Source organism: Vibrio sp. 10N.261.52.C2, from assembly GCF_041471425.1.
Lineage (GTDB): Bacteria > Pseudomonadota > Gammaproteobacteria > Enterobacterales > Vibrionaceae > Vibrio > Vibrio crassostreae_C.
In genome coordinates this window covers 1-26,089 of record NZ_JBFROH010000044.1, presented here as the reverse complement: position 1 = coordinate 26,089, position 26,089 = coordinate 1, and the positions used below count along the sequence as shown (strand labels likewise).

At 45.6% G+C, this 26,089-nt stretch carries 23 protein-coding genes and 1 riboswitch; of the genes, 11 read left to right on the top strand and 12 right to left on the bottom strand.

Annotation, left to right across the window (positions count from 1 at the left end; all coding sequences use genetic code 11):
* Nucleotides 1-38: 38 nt before the first annotated feature.
* Nucleotides 39-1,877 carry an ATP-dependent DNA helicase RecQ gene (gene recQ, locus AB4307_RS16870; RefSeq protein ID WP_372132671.1) on the bottom strand — a complete coding sequence of 613 codons (1,839 nt, stop codon included), beginning with the start codon at nucleotides 1,875-1,877 and terminating at the stop codon, nucleotides 39-41.
* A gap of 179 nt (nucleotides 1,878-2,056) precedes the next feature.
* On the opposite strand from recQ, the gene rarD reads away from it, so the two are divergent.
* From rarD to tpx, 5 genes are all read left to right on the top strand, one after another.
* Complete coding sequence (gene rarD / locus AB4307_RS16865; RefSeq protein ID WP_010440687.1) at nucleotides 2,057-2,971, top strand: EamA family transporter RarD; 915 nt, start codon at nucleotides 2,057-2,059, stop codon at nucleotides 2,969-2,971.
* Between the two features lie 80 nt (nucleotides 2,972-3,051).
* Nucleotides 3,052-3,846, top strand: coding sequence for a helix-turn-helix transcriptional regulator (locus AB4307_RS16860; protein ID WP_372132668.1), 795 nt, complete (start codon nucleotides 3,052-3,054; stop codon nucleotides 3,844-3,846).
* A gap of 98 nt (nucleotides 3,847-3,944) precedes the next feature.
* On the top strand, nucleotides 3,945-4,607 hold the full coding sequence (locus tag AB4307_RS16855; protein ID WP_372132665.1) for a LysE family translocator: 663 nt from the start codon (nucleotides 3,945-3,947) through the stop codon (nucleotides 4,605-4,607).
* A gap of 91 nt (nucleotides 4,608-4,698) precedes the next feature.
* Nucleotides 4,699-6,456, top strand: a complete 1,758-nt coding sequence (ggt, locus tag AB4307_RS16850; protein WP_372132662.1) for a gamma-glutamyltransferase — start codon at nucleotides 4,699-4,701, stop codon at nucleotides 6,454-6,456.
* 785 nt (nucleotides 6,457-7,241) lie between these two features.
* On the top strand, nucleotides 7,242-7,739 hold the full coding sequence (tpx, locus tag AB4307_RS16845; RefSeq protein ID WP_171733521.1) for a thiol peroxidase: 498 nt from the start codon (nucleotides 7,242-7,244) through the stop codon (nucleotides 7,737-7,739).
* A gap of 121 nt (nucleotides 7,740-7,860) precedes the next feature.
* Here tpx and uvrD read toward each other — a convergent pair whose 3' ends face one another.
* Nucleotides 7,861-10,035 carry a DNA helicase II gene (uvrD, locus tag AB4307_RS16840; protein WP_017061325.1) on the bottom strand — a complete coding sequence of 725 codons (2,175 nt, stop codon included), beginning with the start codon at nucleotides 10,033-10,035 and terminating at the stop codon, nucleotides 7,861-7,863.
* 264 nt (nucleotides 10,036-10,299) lie between these two features.
* On the opposite strand from uvrD, the gene bufA1 reads away from it, so the two are divergent.
* The 4 genes from bufA1 (at nucleotide 10,300) to AB4307_RS16820 (ending at nucleotide 12,709) form a co-directional block, all read left to right on the top strand.
* A complete protein-coding gene (bufA1, locus tag AB4307_RS16835; protein WP_004736650.1) occupies nucleotides 10,300-10,560 on the top strand; it encodes a BufA1 family periplasmic bufferin-type metallophore in 261 nt (86 codons plus the stop codon).
* Between the two features lie 64 nt (nucleotides 10,561-10,624).
* Nucleotides 10,625-11,485, top strand: coding sequence for an MNIO family bufferin maturase (gene bufB, locus AB4307_RS16830; RefSeq protein ID WP_372132659.1), 861 nt, complete (start codon nucleotides 10,625-10,627; stop codon nucleotides 11,483-11,485).
* Nucleotides 11,482-12,249, top strand: a complete 768-nt coding sequence (locus tag AB4307_RS16825; RefSeq protein ID WP_372132656.1) for an HvfC/BufC N-terminal domain-containing protein — start codon at nucleotides 11,482-11,484, stop codon at nucleotides 12,247-12,249. The genes bufB and AB4307_RS16825 overlap by 4 nt, the downstream gene beginning before the upstream one ends.
* Before the next feature lies 1 nt (nucleotide 12,250).
* Nucleotides 12,251-12,709 (top strand): DoxX family protein, encoded by a 459-nt coding sequence (locus AB4307_RS16820; RefSeq protein WP_372132653.1) that lies wholly within the window; start codon nucleotides 12,251-12,253, stop codon nucleotides 12,707-12,709.
* 86 nt (nucleotides 12,710-12,795) lie between these two features.
* Here AB4307_RS16820 and tsrA read toward each other — a convergent pair whose 3' ends face one another.
* Together tsrA and AB4307_RS16810 are read right to left on the bottom strand one after the other, a co-directional pair.
* On the bottom strand, nucleotides 12,796-13,077 hold the full coding sequence (tsrA, locus tag AB4307_RS16815) for an H-NS-like global regulator TsrA (RefSeq protein ID WP_004736654.1): 282 nt from the start codon (nucleotides 13,075-13,077) through the stop codon (nucleotides 12,796-12,798).
* Nucleotides 13,078-13,179: 102 nt separating this feature from the next.
* Nucleotides 13,180-14,379: a multidrug effflux MFS transporter gene (locus AB4307_RS16810; protein ID WP_029222012.1), complete on the bottom strand. Its 1,200-nt coding sequence runs from the start codon at nucleotides 14,377-14,379 to the stop codon at nucleotides 13,180-13,182.
* A 101-nt stretch (nucleotides 14,380-14,480) separates the two neighbouring features.
* Here AB4307_RS16810 and AB4307_RS16805 point away from each other — a divergent pair, with 101 nt between their 5' ends.
* Both AB4307_RS16805 and AB4307_RS16800 read left to right on the top strand, forming a co-directional pair.
* The gene (locus AB4307_RS16805) at nucleotides 14,481-15,422 is read left to right on the top strand and encodes a LysR substrate-binding domain-containing protein (RefSeq protein WP_004736656.1); all 942 of its coding nucleotides are present in this window, start codon (nucleotides 14,481-14,483) and stop codon (nucleotides 15,420-15,422) included.
* 123 nt (nucleotides 15,423-15,545) lie between these two features.
* Nucleotides 15,546-17,336, top strand: coding sequence for an aminopeptidase P family protein (locus AB4307_RS16800; protein WP_372132650.1), 1,791 nt, complete (start codon nucleotides 15,546-15,548; stop codon nucleotides 17,334-17,336).
* 151 nt (nucleotides 17,337-17,487) lie between these two features.
* On the opposite strand, the gene thiH is transcribed toward AB4307_RS16800, so the two are convergent.
* The 8 genes from thiH to AB4307_RS16760 form a co-directional block, all read right to left on the bottom strand.
* Nucleotides 17,488-18,615 (bottom strand): 2-iminoacetate synthase ThiH, encoded by a 1,128-nt coding sequence (thiH, locus tag AB4307_RS16795; protein ID WP_065679807.1) that lies wholly within the window; start codon nucleotides 18,613-18,615, stop codon nucleotides 17,488-17,490.
* Between the two features lie 7 nt (nucleotides 18,616-18,622).
* Nucleotides 18,623-19,387, bottom strand: coding sequence for a thiazole synthase (locus AB4307_RS16790; protein WP_012605073.1), 765 nt, complete (start codon nucleotides 19,385-19,387; stop codon nucleotides 18,623-18,625).
* Nucleotides 19,388-19,389: 2 nt separating this feature from the next.
* Nucleotides 19,390-19,599: a sulfur carrier protein ThiS gene (gene thiS, locus AB4307_RS16785; protein ID WP_372132646.1), complete on the bottom strand. Its 210-nt coding sequence runs from the start codon at nucleotides 19,597-19,599 to the stop codon at nucleotides 19,390-19,392.
* The gene (locus AB4307_RS16780) at nucleotides 19,596-20,378 is read right to left on the bottom strand and encodes a HesA/MoeB/ThiF family protein (RefSeq protein WP_372132643.1); all 783 of its coding nucleotides are present in this window, start codon (nucleotides 20,376-20,378) and stop codon (nucleotides 19,596-19,598) included. Before AB4307_RS16780 ends, thiS begins: the two co-directional genes overlap by 4 nt.
* Entirely contained in the window at nucleotides 20,368-21,660 is a 1,293-nt protein-coding gene (locus AB4307_RS16775; RefSeq protein ID WP_372132641.1) for a thiamine phosphate synthase, read from the bottom strand. The genes AB4307_RS16780 and AB4307_RS16775 overlap by 11 nt, the downstream gene beginning before the upstream one ends.
* On the bottom strand, nucleotides 21,660-23,609 hold the full coding sequence (gene thiC, locus AB4307_RS16770; protein ID WP_372132638.1) for a phosphomethylpyrimidine synthase ThiC: 1,950 nt from the start codon (nucleotides 23,607-23,609) through the stop codon (nucleotides 21,660-21,662). The genes AB4307_RS16775 and thiC overlap by 1 nt, the downstream gene beginning before the upstream one ends.
* A 129-nt stretch (nucleotides 23,610-23,738) precedes the next feature.
* A riboswitch (TPP riboswitch) is annotated at nucleotides 23,739-23,837 on the bottom strand.
* Between the two features lie 62 nt (nucleotides 23,838-23,899).
* Nucleotides 23,900-24,283 carry a fluoride efflux transporter CrcB gene (gene crcB / locus AB4307_RS16765; RefSeq protein WP_372132636.1) on the bottom strand — a complete coding sequence of 128 codons (384 nt, stop codon included), beginning with the start codon at nucleotides 24,281-24,283 and terminating at the stop codon, nucleotides 23,900-23,902.
* Nucleotides 24,284-24,383: 100 nt separating this feature from the next.
* Nucleotides 24,384-25,766 carry a multicopper oxidase family protein gene (locus AB4307_RS16760; RefSeq protein ID WP_372132633.1) on the bottom strand — a complete coding sequence of 461 codons (1,383 nt, stop codon included), beginning with the start codon at nucleotides 25,764-25,766 and terminating at the stop codon, nucleotides 24,384-24,386.
* Nucleotides 25,767-26,089: the final 323 nt, after the last annotated feature.

Below are 26,089 nucleotides of genomic sequence, written 5' to 3'. Positions count from 1 at the left end.
CCTTATTCTTTTTCTATTAGTTAGACGTTTCTTGCAAACTAGCCGTGTGTGGTGATGTGTTCTTGAATCAAATCTAGGAATGGGTCTGCGTACTTATCCAGTTTACGTTGACCAACACCGTTGACTGCCAGCATCTCTCCGTATGAGGTAGGCAGTATTTCAGCCATATCAATCAAGGTCGCATCACTGAATACCACGTATGGTGGTAAGCCATCTTCATCTGCAATCGACTTACGCAGCTTACGCAGTTTCGCAAACAGCTTCTTATCGTAATTCTTGCTGCTTAACTTATCGGACTTAGCATTACGCACCGCTGTATCTAAACGAGGAACAGCCAATTCCAAAGACATCTCACCGCGCAGCAGCGGGCGGGCTTCTTCGGTTAACTGTAAAGTTGAGTTACGAGTGATGTTCTGGAACAGCAAGCCTTTATGAATCAGCTGACGGAAGATACTGATCCAGTAATCATGACTGTGATCGCGGCCAATACCGTAGGTAGATAGCTTATCGTGACCATTATCACGGACACGAATATTCTGCATACCACGCATCACTTCGACTACGTAGCCCATACCAAACGACTGATTGACACGGTACACACAAGACAACGCCTTCTGCGCTTCTTTAGTCGCATCAAAATGCTTAGGTGGATCGAGGCAGATATCGCAGTTGCCACATTGCTTCTCACGATATTCGCCAAAGTAATTAAGCAGAACCTGACGACGACAAGTTTGCGCTTCAGCAAAGGCACTCATCGCGTTCAGCTTGTGCATTTCAACTTGTTTCTGTGGGCCTTCTTCTTTCTCATCCAGCATGCGACGCAGCCACCCCATATCAGCAGGGTCAAACAGCATCATCGCTTCTGCAGGCAAGCCATCACGACCCGCACGGCCAGTCTCTTGATAGTAAGATTCGATGTTACGTGGTATATCAAAATGCACCACAAAGCGTACATTGGGTTTATTGATACCCATACCAAACGCCACAGTCGCCACAACGATCTGAATATCATCGCGTTGGAAGGCCTCTTGCACATAAGCACGCTCATCGGTGTCCATTCCGGCATGATAACCCGCCGCACGAAGACCGTTATTGCACAGCTTCTCGGTCACCATTTCCACTTTTTTACGGCTACCACAGTAGATAATGCCGCAATTACCTTTCTGTGTTTCTAGGTAGCGAACCACCTGAGACACTGGCTTGTGTTTCTCTACAAGGTTGTAACGAATATTAGGACGATCGAAGCTGCCTAAATAAGTGTGCGGCTCCACCAACTGCAAACGCGAGATAATATCTTTGCGCGTCGCATCGTCAGCGGTTGCCGTTAGCGCCATATAAGGTACATGCGGGAAGTACTGTTTAAGTTGCCCCAATGATGCATATTCAGGGCGGAAGTCGTGTCCCCACTGAGAGATACAGTGCGCTTCATCGACTGCGATCATTGAAAGAGGAAGCCCTTGTAGACGCTCGATAAAGTCACGCATCAACACCCGCTCTGGCGAAACATAGACCATTTTCAATTGGCCTGAGTTCATGCGATTAAACACCGAGATTAGCTTTTCTCTTGGCATCGACGAGTTAATGCACTCAGCAGCGACGCCATTGGCCTTCAATTGGTCAACTTGGTCTTTCATTAGCGAGATCAGTGGTGAGATAACCAAAGTTAACCCTTCACGAACCAAGGCCGGAATTTGATAACACAGCGACTTACCGCCACCAGTTGGCATAATCACCAAGCTATCTTTGCCTTCAACGGCAAGATCGATGACCTCTTGCTGACCATCGCGAAAACTTTGATAACCAAAGACATCTTGTAAGATGTTTTGCGCATCATTCGCGGGAGTCGGTATTTGCTCAGCAATCAGAGTGGCGGTCATTGTGGTTCCTAATCGAGGTATAAAATCAGCCAGCATCATTCGCAAGCAAGGCGCACATTGTAGAGGGGAACGCTGGTGAATTAAACCGCAAATTGTTAGGTGAAAAGGGTTAACGCTCCTATACTGACCAACTCTCTTATAAATCTTATTAATAAGCACTCAATGCTAGAGAAAGTTGTATGACCCCTGAAGAACAACAACGTACTCGCCAAGGAATCTTGCTTGCCGTCGGCGCTTACACCATGTGGGGGATCGCCCCTATATATTTCAAATCTTTAAGTGACGTCTCCCCGCTAGAGATCCTTAGCCACCGTGTAGTTTGGTCTTTTTTCCTACTCGCTTTCTTACTGCATATTGGTCGCAGCTGGCGCAAGGTTCGTGACACCTTAACCTCAAAACCAAAAATGCTTTATTTGGTGGCGACTTCGATCTTGGTGGGTGCCAATTGGCTCATTTTTATCTGGGCGGTTAATTCCAATCATATGCTCGATGCCAGCTTAGGGTATTACATCAACCCACTGATTAACGTCTTGCTTGGGATGCTGTTCCTTGGCGAACGTTTACGCAGACTACAGTGGTGTGCGGTTGCGCTAGCGGCTGTCGGAGTCCTTATCCAATTGATAGCCTTTGGCTCAATTCCTATTGTCGCTATCGCATTAGCCTTTAGTTTTGGTTTCTACGGCTTGCTACGTAAGAAAGTTAGCTTAGAGGCACAAACAGGTTTGTTCATTGAAACCCTAGTAATGTTGCCTCTCGCTGCAACGTACTTACTGTTTATTGCCGATAGTCCAACCTCAGACTTATCAATGAACCCGATGCAGCTCAACCTATTACTGGTTGCTGCTGGTGTGATTACAACCATCCCTTTACTGTGTTTTACGGGTGCAGCTACGCGATTAAAACTATCGACACTGGGTTTCTTCCAGTACATCGGTCCAAGCTTAATGTTCTTATTGGCCGTGCTGATTTATGGTGAAGCCTTTACGTCAGACAAAGCTGTTACCTTTGCCTTTATTTGGGGGGCATTAGTGGTATTCAGCTTTGATGGTTTGAGTAACAACAAGAAGAACAAACAAGCTAAACAAAAGAACTGATCGTTTTTTACAAGACAACTGCGAGTGACGAAGATAAGCTTGGTTGAATTGATGACTATTTAACCAAGCTTTTTTGTACCATGGATAAAGTCCACTACTACTCTACCCCAACAGAAGATATCAGCCTGATCCAAGCTCAATACCAAGAGTTTGCCTTTCAGCGCCACTATCATTTGGACTTTCACATTGGCTTAATAACAAAAGGCCAACAAAAGTTTGTCTATCAAGGTACGAGTCACCATGTCGGAGCTGGCCAAGTTGTTATCATGCCACCTGATGAGCTGCATGATGGGCACTCCAAACTCGATTCAGGTTATCAAGTCAGCGTGTTTGCAGTTTCTCCCCAATGGTTTCAAGATCTTGCCGATCCCAAGCAAAATGGTCACACATTAGGCTTTTCAGAGTTGATCCTCTCCGATCAAGCTGCGTTTTTACAATTGTGTAACCTACACCGTCTTTTAATAACTCAAAACATCAGCCAACTCGCTCAAGATTGCTTACCATTCGAGGGATTCTCGACGATCGTCGATCGTTATGCCAAATTTGGATCGAAGAGTGACATCAAACTGGGCAATCAATCGATTGATACACTCAAAGACTATTTGATGGCGAATTTGGATCAGCCAGTGCGATTAGAACAACTGTCTGAGCTGTGCGGCTTAACCACAACTCAATTCCAACGCCACTTTAAGAACAGAATGGGTATCACCCCTTACGCGTGGCTGAGCCGTTTGCGTATGGAACAGAGCATGCGCCTGATTAAATCTGGGATCTGTGGTACTAAGGTCGCGCACCAAGTAGGCTTCTATGATCAAGCACACTTCTCCAAAGCATTCAAAACCACATTCGGCGTACCACCTTCACAAATCAACTAAGTGTTGATAATTTACAATTGCTCGATTTCAAATCGCGGTAAGCTACGCTCAATACGATTACTTATTTAATAATAGCGGCAACGTTATTGAGAACTGACATGAACGAAGTCACCATACTGATCACCCTCGCCTCTATCCATTTCATCGCTTTGATGAGCCCCGGCCCAGACTTTGCGTTAGTCGTGCAAAATGCGACACGCCACGGCAGACAAACAGGCTTGTACATTGCGCTTGGTTTATCTTGCGGGATCTTACTGCATTCGTTGCTGAGCCTGACGGGAATCAGTTACCTAGTCCACCAGCAACCAACCCTATTTGCCATTATCCAATTGGCTGGCGGTAGCTACTTGCTCTACTTAGGCTACGGTGCCCTCAAAGCAACCTGGCAAATCATTCAGAACCACGACGATGACGACGATACCATCAATGCCAAAGATCTTATTTTGACCAACAAGCGTCAGGCATTTTCGAAAGGGTTTGCGACCAATATTCTCAACCCAAAGGCTTTGGTGTTCTTTATCAGCTTGATGTCGAGCTTAGTGCCTGCCGACATGTCTCTATCAGGTAAAGGTTTTGTGCTTATCATCCTGTTTGGTCTGTCTCTGTTTTGGTTTTCACTACTGGCGTGGATGCTTTCGACTAAGGCTCTACAGAAGAAACTGAGCGAAGCAACGGTATACATCGATGGCTTATGTGGCGTCGTATTCAGCCTGATTGGCGCGAGTATTCTTTGGCAGTCGCTGTCCGGTTTAATCGCTTAAATTCGAATCAAGATTACAATTCGTTAACAACGCACTGGCTATCTAATCTTTCCACTGCCAATCTAGCTCTGCATATTAAAAGGAGAAGATCATGCAGTGGAAAACAAAACTAACAACCCTCGCCACTTCTACCCTACTTTTTGCCTCTCACGTCAGTTGGGCAAATCAAGCTGCCGATTCCGTCGCACCCGAACAAAGTAGTGGTTTAGAAACCAAACAACTCGTTAAAGCCAACGATTGGATGGTCACCGCAGCCAACCCTCTTGCAACACAAGCCGGTGCTGATGTACTTGTTCGTGGTGGTAACGCAATTGACGCCATGGTTGCCGTGCAGCTTATGCTTGGCTTAGTGGAACCTCAGTCATCAGGTATTGGTGGCGGCGCGTTCCTTGTCTATTTTGATGGCAAAGACAAACAGCTCAAGACCTACGATGGCCGTGAAACTGCGCCACTTGATGCCACCCCACGTCTATTCCAAGACGAAAACGGACAACCGCTTAAATTCTATGATGCCGTGGTTGGCGGTCGTTCTGTTGCCACGCCGGGCACGGTGCAATTGCTGTGGGACACTCACCAGAAATACGGCAAGCTCGAATGGGCATCACTGATTAAACCTATCGCTCAGTTAGCTGAAGAAGGTTTTACTATCAGCCCACGTTTAGCCACCTTGATCGAAAACGACCAAGAACGTCTGAGCCGCTTTGCGACAACTAAAGCCTACTTCTTCAATGCCGATGGCAGCCCGAAAGCCGCTGGCACGCAACTTAAGAACCCTGAATACGCGGCAACGTTACACGCTATCTCGAAGGATGGTGCTAAAGCTTTCTACCAAGGTGAGATTTCTGCCGACATCATTAACACAGTACAAACAGCGAAAGGTAACCCGGGCGTATTGGCACAGAAAGATTTCGACGCCTATTCGATCAAGCAGCGCGAACCGGTTTGTTCTGCTTATGAAAGCTACGATATTTGCGGAATGGGGCCACCAAGTTCAGGTGCGTTAACGGTTGGACAAATCCTTGCAATGACTGAGCAGTTTGACCTCAAATCATGGGGGCCAAACGACGCAAAATCTTGGCAAGTGTTAGCAGACGCTTCTCGCTTAGCCTTTGCAGACCGTGGTATGTACATGGCAGACCAAGATTATGTGCCTATGCCAACCCAAGGGTTAGTGAATACTGACTATTTGCAGGAGCGTGCTCAGTTAATTACCGCAGGTAAGGCATTAGACAGCGCACCTTCAGGCACCCCACCGTGGGATCACGCCATGCAGAGAAGCCAAGATGTTTCTATTGAGTTGCCGTCCACCAGCCACTTCAACATTGTCGATAGTGATGGCAATGTCGTATCGATGACTACCACTATTGAGAATGCCTTTGGCTCACGTTTGATGGTTAGAGGTTTCCTACTCAATAACGAACTAACCGACTTCTCATTCAAGACTCATAACGATGGCAAACCTATCGCGAACCGACTTGAACCGGGTAAGCGCCCACGTTCTTCAATGGCACCGACCATCATCATGCAAGACGATAAACCTTACATGGCAATTGGCTCTCCGGGAGGCAGCCGTATCATCGGTTATGTGGCACAAGCGATCATTGCTCACACCCAATGGGACATGGATATCCAACAAGCGATCAACCAACCACACTTCCTAAATCGCTTCGGTACCTTAGATTTGGAAAAAGGAACATCAGCGGAAAACTTCAAACCTGAGCTAGAAAAGATGGGATTTGAGGTCAACGTTCGCGATCTTAACTCGGGTTTACACGCTATTCGCATCACAAAAGATGGTCTAGAAGGTGCTGCAGACCCTCGTCGTGAAGGTGCTGCCATTGGCCAATAAGGGAAAATACTCCCTTTTTACTCCCTGTCTTGTGCGAGATCTCTCACAAGGCAGTGAGTAAATATCGATATTTAACTGCGAAATTAAGCACCTAGATATTGTAACCAATTGAAATAAAACAATACGTACATTTATCATTCAAATAATTATATAGAAATTCGCTTATGCACCATTGCTGATAAATAAGGAATCGGTAATATGAATGGTGTCGGAAGGATGCTGACACGGAACAGGAAACGCCAAGGACTTGGTTATCTTCAGGATGAAGATTCGATTACTCAGGATGAATAATCGGCATGGATAGCGAAATGGACATTGAATGGACGCAATAGTAACTAGGATGGTTGCTACTAAGGAAAGACAATGGACACCTCTGGACGAGGAAAGGACTGAACATCAGGATGATGTAAAGGACACCGCTCAAGGAACAAGTGACGCGCGCTAACGAGGATTGTTGGCAGATCAGGATAAGATCAAGGACACCGCTAGGAAGGCGACGAAAGGAATACGCTGAAGGATAACAGCACACTATCATGGATTTGATGCATGGAGCACACTTAGTAGCCGGATTGCTGCGAGTAAGACTATAGACCCCGATGAGCGCAAGCTCTCGGGGTTTTTCTTTATCTGTCGTCTCACCTTTTCTTCCCCTAAAACAAATAAATCAAAGACCTTTGATTACAATTCTGACATTTAAATAATTCACTTCTTAACCACTTCCGAGTAACGTAAGTCTTACTAGGCTCAACTAGTTTCATAACCATAAGTAAACTAAGGACAAATTCATGTCACACGTTACCTTCAAAGGCGCTGCTGTACCGCTAACTGGCACATTCCCACAAACTGGCGAACAAGCACCAAGCTTTGCACTAACTGCAGGCGACCTTTCTGAACTGACTCTTGCTTCTCTTGAAGGCAAGAAAGTGGTTCTAAACATCTTCCCAAGTATCGACACAGCAACTTGTGCAACGAGCGTACGTACGTTCAACGCAAAAGCAGCAGAACTTGAGAACACGGTTGTTGTTTGTATTTCTGCTGACCTACCGTTTGCTGCGGGCCGCTTCTGTGAACTAGAAGGCATTGAAGGCGTTCAACACGCTTCAACTTTCCGTTCTCCTACATTCGCATCAGACTACGGCGTAGCGATTGCTGAAGGTCCACTAGCAAGCCTAACAACACGTGCAGTTGTCGTTGTTGATGAAAAGGGTGTGGTAACACACAGTGAGTTGGTTGCAGAGATCACTGAAGAACCAAACTACGAAGCGGCACTTGAAGCACTGTAAGATCCCTTCTAGTCAGTCATGTATTATGACCGCTTAAAGCGGTACGCAATAAAAAAGAGCAGCCATTGGCTGCTCTTTTTGTTTTCAATAATGAACGGTTATTAGATGCTGAAGTAATAGATTAAAGCTGCTCTAAACGCGCGTAAGCCGTTACTAACCACTTAATCCCTTCACCATTAAACGCCACTTGAACTCGGCTTTGTGGGCCACTTCCTTCGAAGTTGATGATGGTGCCTTCACCAAACTTAGGGTGCTTCACGCGAGAGCCCAAGCTAAAGCCTGTTTCATTGAAGTTCTCTTTCACAGCGGTTTGGCTAAAGCGACCACTGCTTGCAGGGCGGCTGACTTGCGCTTTCATACGCACTTCATCCAGACAGGTTTCTGGCAGCTCACGAATAAAACGTGATGGCTTATGATATTTGTCCTGACCGTACAGACGACGCATCTCAGCATAAGTGATGTAAAGCTTCTCCATCGCACGGGTCATGCCTACGTAACACAGGCGACGCTCTTCTTCTAAACGCCCCGCTTCTTCGGCCGACATCTGGCTTGGGAACATGCCTTCTTCGACACCCACCATGAACACCATTGGGAACTCTAGGCCTTTGGCACTGTGCAGAGTCATGAGCTGAACCGCGTCATCAAACTCATCAGCCTGACCTTCACCCGCCTCTAACGCTGCATGAGTCAAGAAAGCAGTAAGCATGCTCATCTCATCCGCTTCTTCTGGTTTTTCAAACTGACGCGTTGCCGTTACCAATTCTTCCAAGTTCTCAATACGAGCCTTCGACTTCTCACCCTTCTCTTGCTCGTACATCGCAAACAGACCCGACGATTTAATCACGTGGTCGGTTTGTTCATGCAGGCTAAGTTCTAGCGTGTCATCTTCAAGCGCATTAATCAGCTCGATAAAACGACTTAATGCGCCCGCAGCACGACCGGGTAGCACTTGCTCTTCTATCAAGGCAACACTGGCTTCCCACATGGTTGCACCACGATCACGAGCAGCAAGACGAATCGTTTCTAACGTTTTATCACCCAAGCCACGCGTTGGCGTATTAACCACACGTTCAAACGCGGCATCATTACTGCGGTTGCTCATGAGGCGCATGTAGCTCAAGGCGTCTCTGATTTCTTGACGCTCGAAGAATCGCATGCCGCCGTAGATTCGGTAAGGTAGACCACCTTGGATCAAAGCTTCTTCAAGAACACGAGATTGGGCGTTATTACGATAAAGCATCGCGGTATCTTCTAACGCACCGCCTTTCTCTTGCCACTCTTTGATTTTGCTGACCGTGAAACGTGCTTCATCTAGCTCGTTATAAGCTGAGTACACAGAGATTGGCTCGCCATCGTTACCATCGGTCCACAGCTCTTTACCCATACGTTCGGTGTTGTTCGAGATAAGCTCGTTCGACGCCTGCAGAATGGTTTTAGTTGAACGGTAGTTTTGTTCAAGTCGAACCGTCGAAGCTCCTGGGAATTCATCCAAGAACTTCTGAATATTTTCGATCTTCGCACCACGCCAACCATAGATAGATTGGTCATCATCACCTACGATCATCACGCGACAATCTGGGCCAGCCATCATGCGAAGCCAAGCGTATTGGATGTTGTTGGTATCTTGGAATTCGTCGACAAGGATATGCTTAAAGCGTGCTTGGTAGTGCTCTCGGATGTGTTTCTTATCGCGTAATAGCTCATGCGATCTCAGCAAGATTTCCGCAAAGTCGACCAAGCCAGCACGGTCACATGCTTCTTGGTAAGCAGAATAGATCTTTAACCACGTTTGAGTTATTGGATCATGGTAGGCGTCAATGTGACTTGGGCGTAATCCCTCGTCTTTCTTACCATTGATCCACCAAGAAGCTTGCTTGGCAGGCCACTGCTTTTCATCAAGGTTTTGCGCCTTGATTAAGCGGCGTAGCAAACGAATCTGATCATCAGAATCAATGATCTGGAAATCTTCTGGCAGTTTTGCATCTAGGTAGTGAGCACGAAGGATGCGGTGACAAATACCGTGGAAGGTGCCGTTCCACATGCCTGACGAACTACCCATCATCAACTCTTCAATACGACCACGCATCTCTGCTGCCGCTTTGTTGGTGAAGGTAACCGACATAATAGAGAACGGCGATGCTTGCTCTACGCTTTGCAGCCAAGCAATACGATGCACCAACACTCGCGTTTTACCACTGCCTGCACCTGCCAGAATAAGTAGGTTTTCTAAAGGTGCCGCGACCGCCTCACGTTGTTTATCGTTTAGGCCATCGAGTAAAAGCGAAGGATCTATCATTGGATATGCTCACTACTGGGTATTTATACATAAAAGTTGATTATAACCTAAACACTAGGCTGCGTTTAGGATAATAAGAAGAAAAAACAATCAAAAATTAACATCATTAATTCAATAACTTAAGAGATGAAACATCATTAATGTTGATATTTTTTATAATGCCGTGAAATTATTTCCCGGTTGTTCCAATCCTTTTTAGTAAGCAAGTTAACAATCCATTAACCTGCGATATGAAAATACTATTAAGTCCTAGAGGGAATGACTATGAAAAATTCTAATCTTGCTGTTACAGCTGCAATCACAAGTGTACTAGCGTTCGGCGGTGCAGTTCTTACATCAGCACCTGCGGAAGCAGCAGCAAAAGAAAAATGCTACGGCGTGGCAAAAGCTGGCCAAAATGATTGTGCAACCAAAACAAGCTCATGTGCGGGTACAGCAAAAGAAGACAACCAATCCGATGCGTTCGTAGTCGTACCTAAAGGGCTATGTGGCAAATTATCAGGTGGTAACACTCAATCATCATAATTGAGCTGCTTAGTATGGTGAGCTGACATTCAGCTCACCTCCACTTCTTGTTAGGAGAATCGTTGTGACTCAAACTCTTCACCCCTACGCAGGGGTTGGCCTTAGAACACCGCACTTGGACTTCTTTAGCCAAAATCCAGCCTTAGTAAGTTGGTTAGAAGTTCACAGCGAGAACTACTTCTTAGCTCAATCACCGCAACGACAACAACTCAGAGAAATTCGTCACGCACACAACATCAGTTGTCACGGTGTTGGGTTGTCGCTAGGTTCTGTTGAGCGCATCAATCAACATCATCTTGTGCAATTAAAAGAGCTCATTGATGATATCGAACCCTTCTTGGTTTCTGATCATCTCAGTTGGAGTCAGACAGGTGGTCATTACTTCAATGACTTGCTACCGCTGCCTTACACAGAAGAAGCATTGGAAGTCTTCTGTCGTAATGTCATCGAGGTTCAAGACAGCTTGCAACGCCCGATGTTGATTGAGAACCCATCGAGCTACCTATCCTTCAAGCATTCTACTATTCCTGAGTGGGAGTTTTTGGCTGAGGTACAAAAGCGTACTGAGTGTCGCCTACTGCTCGATTTCAATAATATTTTCGTCTCATCTTTTAATCATGGCTTTAGTTGTGAAGAGTACTTAAACGGAATACCAGCAGACAAAGTTGAAGAGATTCACTTGGCAGGTTTTACCAAAAAGAAACTCGAACAAGGTGAGATCTGGATAGACACCCACAGCAAGCCTGTCTGTGACGAAGTATGGCAACTCTACACGCAATGGATAGAACAACATGGTTCGCGCCATACCTTGATAGAGTGGGATTTAGATATCCCAGAGCCACCAATTTTATTGGCTGAAGCGGCCAAAGCCAGTGATATTTTGTATCAACACGACAAGTTTAACCAAAGGAGTCGCGCATCATGAGCCACTCTTTAGCTAATGTGCAATCGGAGTTTGCTAACGCCCTACGCTATCACAACAATGGTGAGCACTGCGACATAGTGAGCGACCACTTTACCGATGAACAGCGCATACAGATCTACCGAAATAACTTTGTGATTAGCTTGAGCGAAGTACTGGCAGCAACCTACCCACTCACTGAAATGCTGGTTGGTGAAGAGTGCTTCCAACAAATGGCTCGTCAACATGTCTTAAGTTATCCATCAACCTCTGGTGATGTCAGTAGTTACGGTGAACACTTTGAACAAACTATCCAAGCCTTTCCTGCGGTTATCGAGGCTGCACCTTATCTCGGTGAAGTGGCTTTGTATGAATGGCAAAAAGATAGCTTGGTGAGATGCGTTTCAGAATCACATGTCGACCAACGTCCTCTTTCTCGTTTAGCTGATGTACCACAAGAACAACAAGGCGCTTTAGTCTTTCATCTCAAAGATTCAATAACGCTAGTTAATTCTAGCTATACGATTATCGCGCTTGAGCAGGCTATCTACCAGCAACAACTCGATGGGTTAGACATCAAGCAACCTGAATTTGGGGTGTTAATCCGAGCGGAAAATTCACAGGTTGAGAGCCATCGTTTGACGCAAGAAAGCCACCAACTATTAACTGAATTGCAATCGGGTCAAACGCTCTCAGCGATAGACCCTTTACTACTACAACATCTGAATACTGTCATGACACTGAACGTCATCTCAGGCTTTTCAATCAATGCCGAATTGGAGACATAATATGGATAACAACACAGTCACGAACATGATGGCTCAATACGACAGTTTGATTGAGAAATCACAGGCACTTTTTGTTCCCGTACTACTTCTGTTTTGTCGCCTATGGGTGGCATGGGTCTTCTTTAATTCAGGACTCACCAAACTAGCCACTTGGGATAGCACCCTTTACTTGTTTGAATTGGAATACCAAGTGCCTCTTTTGCCTTGGGAATTGGCCGCTTACATGGGTACCGCAGCTGAATTGATTTTGCCGGTATTCTTAGCGCTTGGCTTGTTAACCCGACCAATGGCTGCAGTGCTGTTCGTTTTCAATATCATGGCCGTCGTGTCATACCCTGTATTGTGGGCGCAAGGCTTCTATGATCATCAGCTTTGGGGATTAATGATTCTTATCGTCGTGGTATGGGGAGCAGGACCATTTTCATTGGATAGAATCTTAAAAGCGCAGTTCAAAAGCTAAAGCTCTTTTCCATAGCCTCTAAATTTACATAGGTCCAAAATGCAAAAAACCACTCAATTGAGTGGTTTCTTTTTATCTGGAATAAACTACTTGTTTAGAAAAGCTTGTAGCTCTTCAGCAGAGATACCTTGCTCGGCTAGCTCTTTTGCTAGTAGCTGAACTTGTTCACCTTTACGAGATTCAACCACGCGTTGAAATTGGTAAATGATATCTCGCAAAGTATCAATTGGAACTTGTTTTGCCGCACTGCGAATACGCTCTTCACTTTGGTTTCCTAGCTCTTTAAGCAATTTACCAAACATGACCTTTTCAGGTGCATCTTCCATTTGTTCTAAGATGCGCGCCATTTCGTAGGTTGTTAATGACATTACAGTATTTTCCGTTGGGGACTAACGTTTCAATGAGTGACAAATATACCATGTTTTAACGTTTCGCAAACCGCCATTTGTATATTTTGTCACCCTTGAGACTTATGCCTTAGCAAACGTCGTGTGCCACGACTTACCCGCTTTGCTCGCAAGCACTAACAATGCAGGAACAATAAGGAACATTTGCAGAGCAATCATCACTTGAGACGTTAAATCAAGACGTTGCATCGTACCAACAAGCAGTCCTGAACCGCTCATTTGGAACAAGCCAAGCAACGCAGCTGCGGTACCCGCACGGTCACCAAAAGGTTCAAGTGCCTTACCGGCTGCGGCACCAAGAATCCAAGCGAAGCCAACTGAAGATAGGAAAATCGGCAGCATGAATGCGATCGCGCTAGCATGCTCAGCAAGCACCAACATAACCACACCCGCTAAGCCAAGCGTTGAAATACCGACAACCAATGCTTTGTAAGTACCAAAACGATCCATAAACTTCGGCGCAGTGAATGCAGCCGTGATGTTGATAACCGCGTTGATGCCAAACCAGAATGTAAACTCATTCATCGTCAAACCTAGGTTTTCCATCAGCACAACAGGTGCAGAGGTAACGTAAGCAAGAATGACCGCCATCGCCATCAAGCATAAGGTTGCATGGAAGATGAATGATGGTGTTTTCAATACCGACCAGTAACGCTCAAGTTTGAACACCGCGACCTTTTCTGTCGCCGGATTAGACTCTTTCATTTGGAAAAACAGAATGGTGCCAACCACGACAGCGAACACAGCCATGAAGCTGAAGTTCGAGCGCCAGCCAAACTGTTGAGTTAACCAAGCACCCAGAATCGGTGCTAGTGCAGGAATAAAGCAAATGGCACCATTGAGGTAACTGATCATACGGCCACTCTTCTCAGGGCCAAATAGATCGCGAACCGTCGCAAAGGCTGCTACAGAAGTCGCACAAGCTCCTAAGCCTTGTAGCAGCCGAGCTATTAGCATCATATCAATCGATTGAGCTGCCCACGCCAAGCAAGCACTCAATGCATAGATACTAACACCTCCCAATGCAACGGTTCGACGTCCTAACTTATCAGCCAAAGGGCCTGCAAATAATTGCCCGACACCCATGGCGAATAAAAACCAAGTAATCGTATCTTGTGCTAGTGCGTGTTCCACGTGAAACGCTGTTGAAATTTGTGGCAGAGCTGGAAGATAAATATCTATAGCCAGAGGGCTAAATAGAACCAGCATTGCCAACAAAGCAACCTGCAGTTTACTAGGGGTTGGAAGCGCGTTAGAAGGCACAAGATTCTCCGAATGAGTTAATTTAGGTGCATAATAACCAACTAAAGATATGAACAAAAATGGCATATACTCATTAGCATTATTCCAAATAGGAAACTCACATGAATATCGAGAAACTATCACGCCTCGACCTCAATCTACTAGTTTGCTTGCAGGTGCTGATGGAAGAGCTGAGTGTCACTCGCACTGCGCATCGATTGTGCTTGAGTCAATCGGCTGTGAGTAAGTCGCTAGCCAAGCTTCGTGAACAATTTAATGACCCCCTTTTCACACGAAGTGCTCATGGCCTACGTCCAACACCGAAAGCTGTTTTCCTTAAGCCTCGGTTAGAAACGTTGATCAACCAACTTGATGTTCTCACTCAGCCTGAGACATTCATTCCCAACAATAGTGACCACAGCTTTCACATTGCTGCCGTTGAGAGTGTGTACCCACTGATTCTTCCTCATTTCTTACCGGCGATATTTCGACAAGCACCTAAAGTCAATATCAACACCCACGCGTGGACAGAACAAACCTTTAAGAAGCTGCAGCTTGGTGAGCTAGATATCGGACTCACAGGCAAAGACATCGACATCAACGACGCGCGCTTAACTATGCTGCCGCCAGACGACATCTGCGAACAAGAGATCTATCGCGATGCACAAATGTGTGTGTTAAGACGCAACCACCCTGCTCTAAGTGGTAAATGGGATTTGGGAACCTACCTTGCGCAGCGTCATGTACAAGTAAGATGTGATGGGAACGATCGATGGCTGCTCGACTACAAACTTGCCGACCTTGGTCACCAACGTGATATCGCTATTTCTGTTCCAGACTTCAATAGCGCTGCAAGCCTGTGTACCTACACCGACTTTGTGTTTACCGCACCAAGCCACTTTACTTATCTTGTCGCCAAACAACTCGACTTAGTGGTTGTACCTTTACCAATGGAATTCCCACCGATGGCATACACTTTGTTTTGGCATCGTGACAGAGAAAATGACCCAGCCTTAACTTGGTTGCGAGATATCATCAAAGAAAAAACTCTGCACCTTAGATAAAAATGGCGTACAGCGTTTGCAGCAAACGAACAAAAGCGCTAGCTTATTGACCTAATAAGTCCCCTCGCATGTACATCGACTGTGAGTGTTAACAAGGACCCTAACAATAAGGATAAAACACAGATGCACAATATCACTGCTGAACGCGTTGCTGCGGTTCGAGCTTGGCTTGAAACAAACACCCTAGATGCCGTTATCATTCCACATGAAGACGAATATCTAGGTGAATACGTTCCCGCTCATAACGAGCGACTTCACTGGTTAACAGGTTTCACTGGCTCTGCAGGTGCCGCTGTTATCACTCGTGAAACTGCTGCTATTTTTGTAGATGGTCGCTACACCGTTCAGGTTCGTAAGCAGGTACCAGCAGAGTTATTTGAGTATCGCCACCTTATTGAAGAACCAACTTTAGATTGGATCATCAATTCATTGCCACAAGGCAGTAAGGTTGCATTCGACCCACGCATGCACACCGCTGCTTGGTTGAAAGGCGCACAAGCAAAACTAGCAGAGAAAGTTGAGCTAACAACGTTATCAGCAAACCCGATTGATGAGCTTTGGTCTGACCGTCCTGAGCCTGTTGTATCTGATGTTCGCCTAATGGCAACAAATGCCGTTGGTCAATCAAGTGAAAGCAAACGTGCGGAGATTGCTGGTTTACTAAAAGCAAAAGGTGCGGACGCCGCTATCCTTACCGAGCTCGATTCTATCTGTTGGTTGCTTAACATTCGTGGCTTGGACGTATCTCGCCTACCTGTTGTGTTATCCAACGCGATCATCCACGCCGATGAAAGCGTCGATTTCTTCCTAGACCCAGCACGCATCCCAGCAGGCTTTGAAGCACACGTTGGTAATGGTATTCGAGTTTCTCACCCATCAGAGCTTGAAGCGCGCCTTCAATCTTTAACAGGCAAAAATGTATCTGTCGATTCAGGTACCAGTAATGCTTGGTACACGTTGGTTCTACAAAATGCTGGTGCTCATATCATTGAAGCAGCAGACCCATGCTTAATGCCAAAAGCTGCTAAGAACGCAACTGAAATTGCCGGCATGAAAGCGTGTCACATTCGAGATGGCGTCGCGATGGCGAAATTCCTGTCTTGGATTGATGCAGAAGTCGCACAAGGTAACCTACACAACGAAGCGGTATTAGCTGACAAAGTACAATTGTTCCGTGAGCAAGACCCAACGCTGATGGACTTAAGTTTTGACACAATTTCAGCAGCAGGTGGCAACGCTGCAATGTGTCACTACAACCACGAGAACCAACCTGAACCTGGTCAGCTAGAACTGAATACTCTGTACCTAGTCGATTCAGGCGGTCAGTACTTAGATGGTACAACCGACATCACTCGTACTATCGCGATTGGCCAACCAAGTGACGAAATGATTCAGCAGTTCACGTTAGCGCTTAAAGGTCACATCGGCATCGCACGTGCGCGTTTCCCACAAGGTACTCGTGGTTTCCAACTTGATATCCTAGCGCGTCAGCACTTATGGGCAGAAGGCTTCGATTACGATCATGGTACTGGTCACGGTGTTGGTCATTTCTTAAGTGTTCATGAAGGACCACAAAGTATCTCTAAGAAGCTAATCGACGTGCCGCTTGTTGAAGGCATGGTGTTATCAAACGAGCCGGGTTACTACCGTGCTGATGAGTTTGGTATTCGAATCGAAAACCTAGAGCTCGTGGTTGAACTGCCAACTCAAGGTGATTTTTCAGTACTAACGTTTGAGTCGCTAACTCGTTGCCCTATCGATAAGCGCAACATCAATGTTGATTTGCTAACACGACCTGAACTGGCGTGGCTGAACGACTACCATCAGAAGGTATGGAACGACGTTAGCCCATTAGTTGAAGGTGATACATTGGAATGGTTACGCCAATCGACAACTCCATTGGCTCACGCTTAATGCTTCGCTAAGCGCTTAACTGACCCAAAACGAGCTTGCTCGGTTAATAAGTTAAATAGCAAATAGCAAAGCGGCTACCCAAAGGTAGCCGTTTTTATTTCCCTGCATCATTACATCGATGTTTCACGTGGAACATCAACCAATATGTTGATTAACCAGAATAGGCACTGTGCCAGTCTCGCCACACTGGATCGAAACCTCGCTGTCGGATCATTGACTCAACATCAGCAGCACTTCTCTCGTCGCTTATCTCAAACTGCTCAAGTTCTTCTTCACCAGAAGCATAACCACCGGGTTGGGTTTTTGACGCAGCCGACATACTGGTGATTCCCAATGGCAACACATTGTCGCGGAAGGTTGCAGACTCACGAGTAGATAGAGATAGCTCGACTTCAGGATTCAAGAGTCGATATGCGCAGATAAGCTGAACCAATTGTTTGTCGTTCATGACTGATTTAGGCTGTAATCCTCCACTAGAGTCTCCACCCTCACACGGACGAAGACGCGGGAACGAAATTGAGTAACGTGTTTGCCAATAAGTACGCTCTAAGTAATCTAAGTGGGCAGCAACAAAAAAGCAGTCGGTTCGCCAATCTTCCAAACCAATCAAGGCACCAATACCTATCTTATCGATCCCCGCCTTTGCCAAGCGATCAGGGGTTTCAAGACGATATTCAAAATCCATTTTATTACCACGTAGATGATGCTCAGCGTAGGTCCTTGGTTGATAGGTCTCCTGATAAACCATCACCGCATCTAAACCAAGCGTTTTAAGTTCTGCGTAATCTTGTTGGTCAAGCGGCTGCACTTCCATCGCAAGGTAGTTGAATTGCTTTTTGATATTCGGCAACACCTGTCGAAAGTAATTCATCCCGACCTTAGTTTCATGCTCACCGGTCACCAACAATACACTATCGAATTTCATCTTTTTGATGGCCGCACTTTCGGCATCAATTTCATCCAAAGTAAGTGTTCGACGCTTAATACGGTTCTCCATTGAGAAACCACAATACGTGCACGCATTCGCGCATAAATTTGAGAGGTACAAAGGAATATAAAGCGACATCGTATTGCCAAATCGCTTGCGAGTTAGTGCCAGCGATTGTTGTGCCATCTGCTCTAAGTAAGGTTCTGCTGCCGGAGAGATCAGAGCCTTAAAGTCTTCTAAGTCGCGTTTGGGTTTACTCAGAGCACGTTCAACATCCGCTGCCGTTTTACTGAAGATAGACATACCAATGTCATCCCAGTTGAGCTGTTTAAATCGATCAACAAACGTCATAACAATACTACTCGTCTAGGAATGAAGTTAACGGGCTCGAAGCAACCGCGTGAGATACTTTTCCTGCAAGTCCAGCAAGATAAGCCATTCGACCCGCCTCAACCGCCAGCTTAAAAGCAATCGCCATCTCAACAGGCTGTTGAGATGCAGCTATAGCCGTATTCACTAACACAGCGTCTGCGCCCATTTCCATTGCACGAGCAGCATGAGATGGCGCACCAATCCCCGCATCAACAATCACAGGGACATTCGCTTGGTCGATAATGATCTCTAAGAAGTCTGCAGACGCAATACCCTTATTTGAACCAATAGGCGCACCCAACGGCATAACTGCCGCACAACCCACCTCTTCCAAACGCTTACACAAAACAGGGTCGGCATGGCAATAAGGCAACACAACAAAGCCATCTTTGACCAGTTGCTCAGCGGCTTTAAGCGTTTCAATAGGGTCTGGCATCAAGTACTTTGGATCTGGGTGAATTTCCAGTTTGAGCCAATTTGTGCCTAGAGCTTCACGAGCCAAATGCGCAGCAAAGATGGCATCTTTTGCATTCTTAGCACCTGACGTATTCGGTAGTAAGTTCACGCCAGCATCAATGATGGGTTGTAAAATGTCATCTTGCTCAGAACGAATATCGACTCTCTTTAGTGCCATGGTCGCCAGTTGCGAACCTGACGCTTCGATAGCACTCGCCATCAAATGCTTATTGGCGAACTTGCCGGTTCCAGTGAACAGACGTGATTGAAACGTTTTATCTGCGATGGTTAACATGGTTAGCCCCCTGCAATAGCTTGGAAAAGAGATATAGCGTCGCCTTCATTAACGACCGTTTGTTGCCACTGGCTACGCGGGACAGCCGCATTATTGATTGCAAATACACAACCTAGATCAGGTAATGCTAGAGCTTGGATAATGTCCGCTAGAGACGACGAGTGTGCTACTTGTTCTGATTGTTCGTTTATCGAGATCGTTATATGGCTCATTGGATTTCTTCTTCTAAATGCTTAACTACAGACGCACTGCACACAGGACATTCACTATCTTGAGTGACCATAAGGTTTTGCCAATTCATCGTCTGGCCATCGAACAGTTTGAGTTGGTGTGTTGCGACCTGAAACTCACCACGAGTTAGACGTTGAATAGCAGCCAAAGCTTGAAGGTTACCTATGGTGCCAACAACTGGGCCTATGATGCCGCTATCGCTACAACGAGTCGTTTGTGGATGATGTCTGAACGGGAACAAGCAGTGATAGCACCCTTTCTGATTCTGATAATCAAATACAATAAACTGGCCTTTCCAGCCAATTGCAGAACCAGAAATCAAAGGGGTCTTCGTGCTGAAACATGCTTGGTTAACCTGCTGGCGTGACTCGAAGTTGTCAGTACAATCCAACACTAAGTGAGCTAGCATCACTTCAAGCTCAAGCTGACTTTCACTCATTCGTTGATTGATGGTTCTTACTTGGCTGCGACCATTGAGCTCACTCAATTGTTGCTTCAACGCTTCAACCTTAGGCGAACCTAACTGATTTTCCCTGAACGCGACCTGTCGTTGCAGGTTCGATGAATCGACACAATCATCATCGACCAGCACGATCTTTCCAACACCAGAAGCAGCTAGGTAAAGAGCCGCAGCATTACCTAAGCCACCACAACCGATGACCAATACATGGCTATCTAATAGATTGCGTTGCCCTTGCTCACCCACTTCAGGAAGTGCGAGTTGTCGTTGATAACGAATGAATTCGAAATCATTCAGCATGACTTAGCTCCTGAGTTACCTCTTTAGCAGAACCTGAAGAACGGTCAGCCATTAATGCTTCGAAGAACTCAATCACTTGTTTTGGGTCTTCGGCTAACGTAATCGCACGTACAACAGCAAGGCTCGATACCCCACAACTCCACACCTGTGCGGCCGTCGACTGGTCAATTCCACCAATCGCAACTGTCGGATAACCGGTGAGTTCTTCTGTGTATGGGATAGTATCAATCAGCTGCTGATAGAGAGATAAACGCACAAGTCCTTGAGGCTTCGATGGCATCTGCTTAGTGGTGGTTGGGAATATATGCCCCAGCGCAATATAGCTTGGGTTGATTTGCACAATGCGTAGCAACTCGTAATAACCATGAGTCGATAGACCGATCTTAATACCAGCTTGGCTCAGTTGAGATAGGTTGGATTCTTCGATGTCCTCTTGCCCCAAATGAACACCAAAAGCATCATGCTTAAGTGCCAATTGCCAATAGTCATTGATAAAAACCTGAGCGTTGTGCTCTCTACCGAGTTCGATAGATCGCGCGATTTGTTGTTCTAAATCTGCTTGCTGTGGGTTCTTAATACGCAGTTGAACTGTGTTAATTCCAAGCTTGAGCAGCCTTTCGATCCACTCAACATCATCAACCACTGGGTATAGTCCTAGGCTACTCTTACTCAATTCCGGGAACGACAGTGATGTTCCTTGGTGCGCCCAACCAACACTAATATCCAGTCGCTCATCTTCGAGAACGGGAATAGGAAAGTTTTGATAGTTTGCTGGCCATGTTCCACGTGAAACACTAGATGCTGCGCGAGCTAAAACCAGTGCATCTTCTAATGGGAATTCCAACGCCAACAAAGTAAGTAACCAAGCAAAGTGGCCACGACTATCTAACTCCTGATGAGCTGGAGTTTCACTCTTGATAGCACGATTAGAATCTAGCTGTGACCAGATATCCAATGCAGCTGAGTCATCTAAGACACCGATATAGATGGTATTCGGAGTTTGTGCCAAGGCATCGCGGACACCAGCTAGCGCGACTGAATTGCTGTAATCAACAACATGGTTCAGTTCTGCTAGCTGACACACCATCAATGAATCAAGATCATGAGCGAAGCCAATAGATAACGCCTGCTGAGAATCAACGATAGAGAAGTATTGAGTTGGACTTACGCCCAACTCAACTGCATCGGTTGCCAAGCCTTGTCGCTTAGCAACCAATAGACAGTTCTGCACCTCTCCCGTTAACTCAATATTTTGAGATGGGATGAGAATCTTCACTGTCATTATTCCTCTAATTGAGCTTCTTTTGCACCTACTGCAGGGTGGTAAAGTTCAGAGCCAGTATCACGGAACTCTTGTGATTTTTGACGCATCCCTTCCAGCGGGTTATCTAGCATCTTAATCTCGATAGCCTGATCCGCGGCTACTTGTTCTGTATCTTTCGCATACTCTCGAACTTCTTGAGAAATCTTCATCGAACAGAATTTAGGTCCACACATTGAGCAGAAGTGAGCAACCTTGCCCGACTCTTGTGGCAGAGTTTCATCATGGAAAGAACGCGCGGTTTCAGGATCTAAAGCTAGATTAAATTGGTCTTCCCAACGGAATTCAAAACGTGCCTTTGATAATGCATTATCTCGGATTTGTGCGCCCGGATGTCCTTTAGCGAGGTCCGCTGCGTGTGCTGCTAGCTTGTAAGTAATCAAGCCAGTCTTCACATCTTCTTTATTTGGTAAGCCTAGGTGCTCTTTAGGGGTTACATAACACAGCATCGCACAGCCGTACCAACCAATCATGGCCGCGCCAATTCCAGAGGTAATATGGTCATAACCAGGGGCAATATCTGTCGTCAGTGGACCTAAAGTATAGAAAGGTGCTTCATGGCAGTGCTCTAACTGCTCATCCATGTTCTCTTTGATTAAGTGCATTGGTACATGTCCAGGGCCTTCAATGATCACCTGAACGTCGTACTCCCAAGCCACTTTAGTCAACTCACCTAGAGTACGTAACTCCGAGAATTGAGCCTCATCATTGGCATCCGCAATTGAGCCCGGGCGTAAACCATCACCTAATGACAGAGCAACATCGTACTTCGCACAGATCTCACAGATCTCACGGAAGTGGGTATAAAGGAAACTTTCTTGGTGATGAGCAAGACACCATTTCGCGATGATGGAGCCGCCACGAGAGACAATACCAGTCACACGTTTAGCGGTCATAGGAACGTAGCGAAGCAACAAGCCAGCATGAATAGTGAAGTAATCAACACCCTGCTCTGCTTGTTCAATCAAGGTATCGCGCATCACTTCCCAGTTAAGGTCTTCCGCAACGCCATTCACTTTTTCAAGCGCTTGATACATAGGAACCGTACCAATTGGTACTGGGCTACTACGTAGGATCCATTCGCGAGTCTCGTGAATATTACGACCAGTAGAAAGGTCCATCACGGTATCGCCACCCCAGCGAGTCGACCATACTAGCTTCTCAACTTCTTCTTCAATCGAAGAGCTTACTGAAGAGTTACCGATATTAGCGTTCACCTTCACTAAGAAGTTTCGACCAATAATCATCGGTTCTGATTCTGGGTGGTTGATGTTTGAAGGGATAATAGCTCGACCTTCAGCAACCTCTTTACGCACGAACTCAGGAGTAATTTCTTTCGGCAGATTTGCACCAAAGTTATGGCCAGGATGTTGATGGTTAAGCTGCTCATCAGCGAACTTCTGGCGTCCCATGTTCTCACGTATGGCAATGTACTCCATTTCAGGTGTGATAATACCCTGACGAGCATAGTGCAGCTGAGTAACACATTGGTTGTCTGTCGCGCGACGAATTCTAGGCAGGTTGCCGTAGCGAAGGTCGTCTAGAGTTTCATCTTCTAAACGTTCTTTGGTGTAAACAGAGCTTACGTCGTCTAACAGTTCCGTATCACCACGCTCTTCAATCCATTGCTCTCGCAACTTAGGAAGACCGCTATACAGGTCTATTTGATGTGTAGGGTCTGTGTAAACACCTGAGGTATCGTAAACTTGAATGGGTACATTAGGTTCGAATACAGGCTCTTTTTTGCTACCACCAACAAGGCTATCAGCGAGTGATATTTCTCGGACAGGGACTTGAATGTCCTCTCGAGATCCTTGGATGTAAGCTTTTTTTGAGTTTGGATAGGGTTGTACGGATAAAGAATCAATGAAATTCTTCGCTTCCAGTCTTGCTTGTTTACGAGTCGACATAGCATTTTTCCTTGGCTTTTAGCCATTATTTATAGGGATAAAAATGCTTGACGGATTAGATGCTACAAGAGGGATCACGGTAAGAAATACAGTTGTGATCTGGAGATAGATCTCTAGAAGGATTCTAGTTAGATATCTACTCTTGTTCCCTTCGCAGGTATTAGCCTGATCAGGTTCAACGGATCCCGAGTTAACGGTCTCAGCCATATGGCACTCCGACAAGTTCGATCGAGTATATAAAAACGGCTTGGATAAACCAAGCCGAGTTGTTAACAAATCGTAAGAAAGTTTTAAGACTTTATCAAAAGTTGGAAGCCGATCCATGCCGCTGAAATACTGAGTACCACGTTGAGTAGCACATTGAGTCCCATCTTAAAGAAAGCGCCCTGCTGCATAAGAAGTACGTTATCCATAGAAAACGTAGAAAATGTAGTCAGTGCTCCTAGGAAACCAAGACCGATAATTTGTCTCCACGGTTCCGTCGCGACCATCTCATTTTCAAACGCGGCGATGAGCAATCCCATAATCAAAGAGCCAATCACGTTAACAGTCATCGTACCGTAAGGAAAACCACGTCCTAACATCACAACGCATAACTCTGAAATCAAGTAACGTGAACAAGCACCAAACGCACCACCGATGGCGATAAAACCTAGAATAGATAACTGACCCATGAATCCTCCCAAACAATAATCCCTATATTCTAGCTTTAACGCCGATAAAAGCGAGGGTAGAAACTAAGAATGCATGCGCAAATATTAAACGTTACAGGTGTCACTTAACTTCAATGTATCCCATTAAACCCGTTTTCATGTGTTCTATAACATGACAGTGGTACATCCAGCGGCCAGGGTTATCTGCAACAAATGCAGCTTTAGCTCGGCCGTTTTTTCCAAGTAACACTGTATCGGTATGGAAAGGCTCTTCAACTTTCTTCCCATCAAGTTCCAATACAGTGAATGTATGACCGTGAATATGGATCGGGTGATGGTATTGGGTGACGTTCTTTAGATCGAATATGTAAGTCTTACCTAACTCTAAAGTCGTCAACGGTTCAGGAATATTGTCTTTGCTCATTCCTTCCCATGCTCTTTTATTAGTAAGCCAAAACTTAGGCATCGATTTCCCATCTTTAGAAACTGGTGATACCGCACCTTCCCACTCGAACACAAAATCGATCTCTTCAGCATTAGCAAGATCTAGATTAGGTACAGGGTTAAGAGGCAACAATGGCAATAAACGCCCTTCAGTAAGGGGGGAATCGACTACCTCGAACTCACATAAAGAGAAAGGAAAGCGGCCCTTCATTTGAAGAACATTAACTCGCTCGCCTACTTTGGGCGCTATCAGTCCAATATCCACGCGCATCCCTGGGCCGATTTTATGTTGAGTCAGTTTATATGGCGTCTTTACAGGATTACCATCAATGGCAATCACCCATGCCTCAGCCCCTTCTACAGCAATAGGATAAGTGATCGTATTATCGACATTCGCGATACGCAGTCGAGTCGTTGCGTACTGCTTTAATTGGTATACAGGTTCATGAACACCATTGACGCTACTCCACTCTCCTGGAGTACCCATACGAGCACTTAGTCGTGGAATCATTAAGTCTTTCCATTGACCCTGTTTATCGATGTGCCAATGCTTAAGCATCAGTGCATGCTCTTCATCAAACTGCACTGGAATATTCTCTTCTACGATAATAAGACCAACTAAGCCCATACCAAGCTGCTTGACACTATTCATATGTGGGTGATACCAAAATGTGCCAGCATCTGGCGGCGTAAACTCATAAATGAATGTTTCACCTGGCATGATCGGTGGATGACTTAAGAAGGGAACACCGTCCATTTCGATAGGAATTCTTAAGCCATGCCAATGGATAGTCGTCGGCTCTGATAGCTTATTCGTAAAGCGGATCGTGACCTTTTCACCCTGTCGACATCGAATTGTCGGAGCAGGGATCTGTCCATTAAAGGCTAAAACATTGGTATTAAATCCCGTCACCAACTCAGCTGTTGAAGGTTCAGCAGTTAAGTCATAAACATACTTACCTTGCCCATCAAGAGACTGCTTCATAGAACAAGCAGGCAAAACAGTTAGTGCAGATATAGCGAGAGATGATTGAATAAACTTACGACGGGAAATATCCATATTTGTTGCCTTTTAGTAATAACGACCAAAATGTAACAAAATATTGAGAATAATTCTCATAAAGAAGTGGGGATTGTGCTGTTGATTGTTTATAAAAGAGGCTGGGATAAGTAAGTACTTACACATCTACGGTCAAATATCATCCAAGGCAAGAAGTAACAGCTTAAATATTCCACATATAGAAAGCCAAAAGACCTTCCTGTTCGACTAGATCTTCGAACTACTACGGAAGCGTGAAGGTTCGAATATCAACATATCCAAATTAGAAGAATTAGGTAAAACCATTATAAGTCGAAGCTAATAAAAAAAGGTTCATCGCGGAT

What these genes read in the sequence shown, in the direction of transcription:
- thiH (WP_065679807.1), bottom strand. Translation starts at nt 18,615, where the DNA reads ATGACGTTTGTTGATCGATTTAAACAGCTCAACTGGGATGACATTGGT.
- AB4307_RS16790 (WP_012605073.1), bottom strand. Translation starts at nt 19,387, where the DNA reads ATGTTAACCATCGCAGATAAAACGTTTCAATCACGTCTGTTCACTGGA.
- AB4307_RS16800 (WP_372132650.1), top strand. Translation starts at nt 15,546, where the DNA reads ATGCACAATATCACTGCTGAACGCGTTGCTGCGGTTCGAGCTTGGCTT.
- AB4307_RS16780 (WP_372132643.1), bottom strand. Translation starts at nt 20,378, where the DNA reads ATGCTGAATGATTTCGAATTCATTCGTTATCAACGACAACTCGCACTT.
- thiS (WP_372132646.1), bottom strand. Translation starts at nt 19,599, where the DNA reads ATGAGCCATATAACGATCTCGATAAACGAACAATCAGAACAAGTAGCA.
- AB4307_RS16760 (WP_372132633.1), bottom strand. Translation starts at nt 25,766, where the DNA reads ATGGATATTTCCCGTCGTAAGTTTATTCAATCATCTCTCGCTATATCT.
- uvrD (WP_017061325.1), bottom strand. Translation starts at nt 10,035, where the DNA reads ATGATAGATCCTTCGCTTTTACTCGATGGCCTAAACGATAAACAACGT.
- ggt (WP_372132662.1), top strand. Translation starts at nt 4,699, where the DNA reads ATGCAGTGGAAAACAAAACTAACAACCCTCGCCACTTCTACCCTACTT.
- recQ (WP_372132671.1), bottom strand. Translation starts at nt 1,877, where the DNA reads ATGACCGCCACTCTGATTGCTGAGCAAATACCGACTCCCGCGAATGAT.
- thiC (WP_372132638.1), bottom strand. Translation starts at nt 23,609, where the DNA reads ATGTCGACTCGTAAACAAGCAAGACTGGAAGCGAAGAATTTCATTGAT.
- bufA1 (WP_004736650.1), top strand. Translation starts at nt 10,300, where the DNA reads ATGAAAAATTCTAATCTTGCTGTTACAGCTGCAATCACAAGTGTACTA.
- AB4307_RS16805 (WP_004736656.1), top strand. Translation starts at nt 14,481, where the DNA reads ATGAATATCGAGAAACTATCACGCCTCGACCTCAATCTACTAGTTTGC.
- AB4307_RS16855 (WP_372132665.1), top strand. Translation starts at nt 3,945, where the DNA reads ATGAACGAAGTCACCATACTGATCACCCTCGCCTCTATCCATTTCATC.
- AB4307_RS16820 (WP_372132653.1), top strand. Translation starts at nt 12,251, where the DNA reads ATGGATAACAACACAGTCACGAACATGATGGCTCAATACGACAGTTTG.
- AB4307_RS16860 (WP_372132668.1), top strand. Translation starts at nt 3,052, where the DNA reads ATGGATAAAGTCCACTACTACTCTACCCCAACAGAAGATATCAGCCTG.
- rarD (WP_010440687.1), top strand. Translation starts at nt 2,057, where the DNA reads ATGACCCCTGAAGAACAACAACGTACTCGCCAAGGAATCTTGCTTGCC.
- tpx (WP_171733521.1), top strand. Translation starts at nt 7,242, where the DNA reads ATGTCACACGTTACCTTCAAAGGCGCTGCTGTACCGCTAACTGGCACA.
- AB4307_RS16825 (WP_372132656.1), top strand. Translation starts at nt 11,482, where the DNA reads ATGAGCCACTCTTTAGCTAATGTGCAATCGGAGTTTGCTAACGCCCTA.
- AB4307_RS16775 (WP_372132641.1), bottom strand. Translation starts at nt 21,660, where the DNA reads ATGACAGTGAAGATTCTCATCCCATCTCAAAATATTGAGTTAACGGGA.
- crcB (WP_372132636.1), bottom strand. Translation starts at nt 24,283, where the DNA reads ATGGGTCAGTTATCTATTCTAGGTTTTATCGCCATCGGTGGTGCGTTT.
- tsrA (WP_004736654.1), bottom strand. Translation starts at nt 13,077, where the DNA reads ATGTCATTAACAACCTACGAAATGGCGCGCATCTTAGAACAAATGGAA.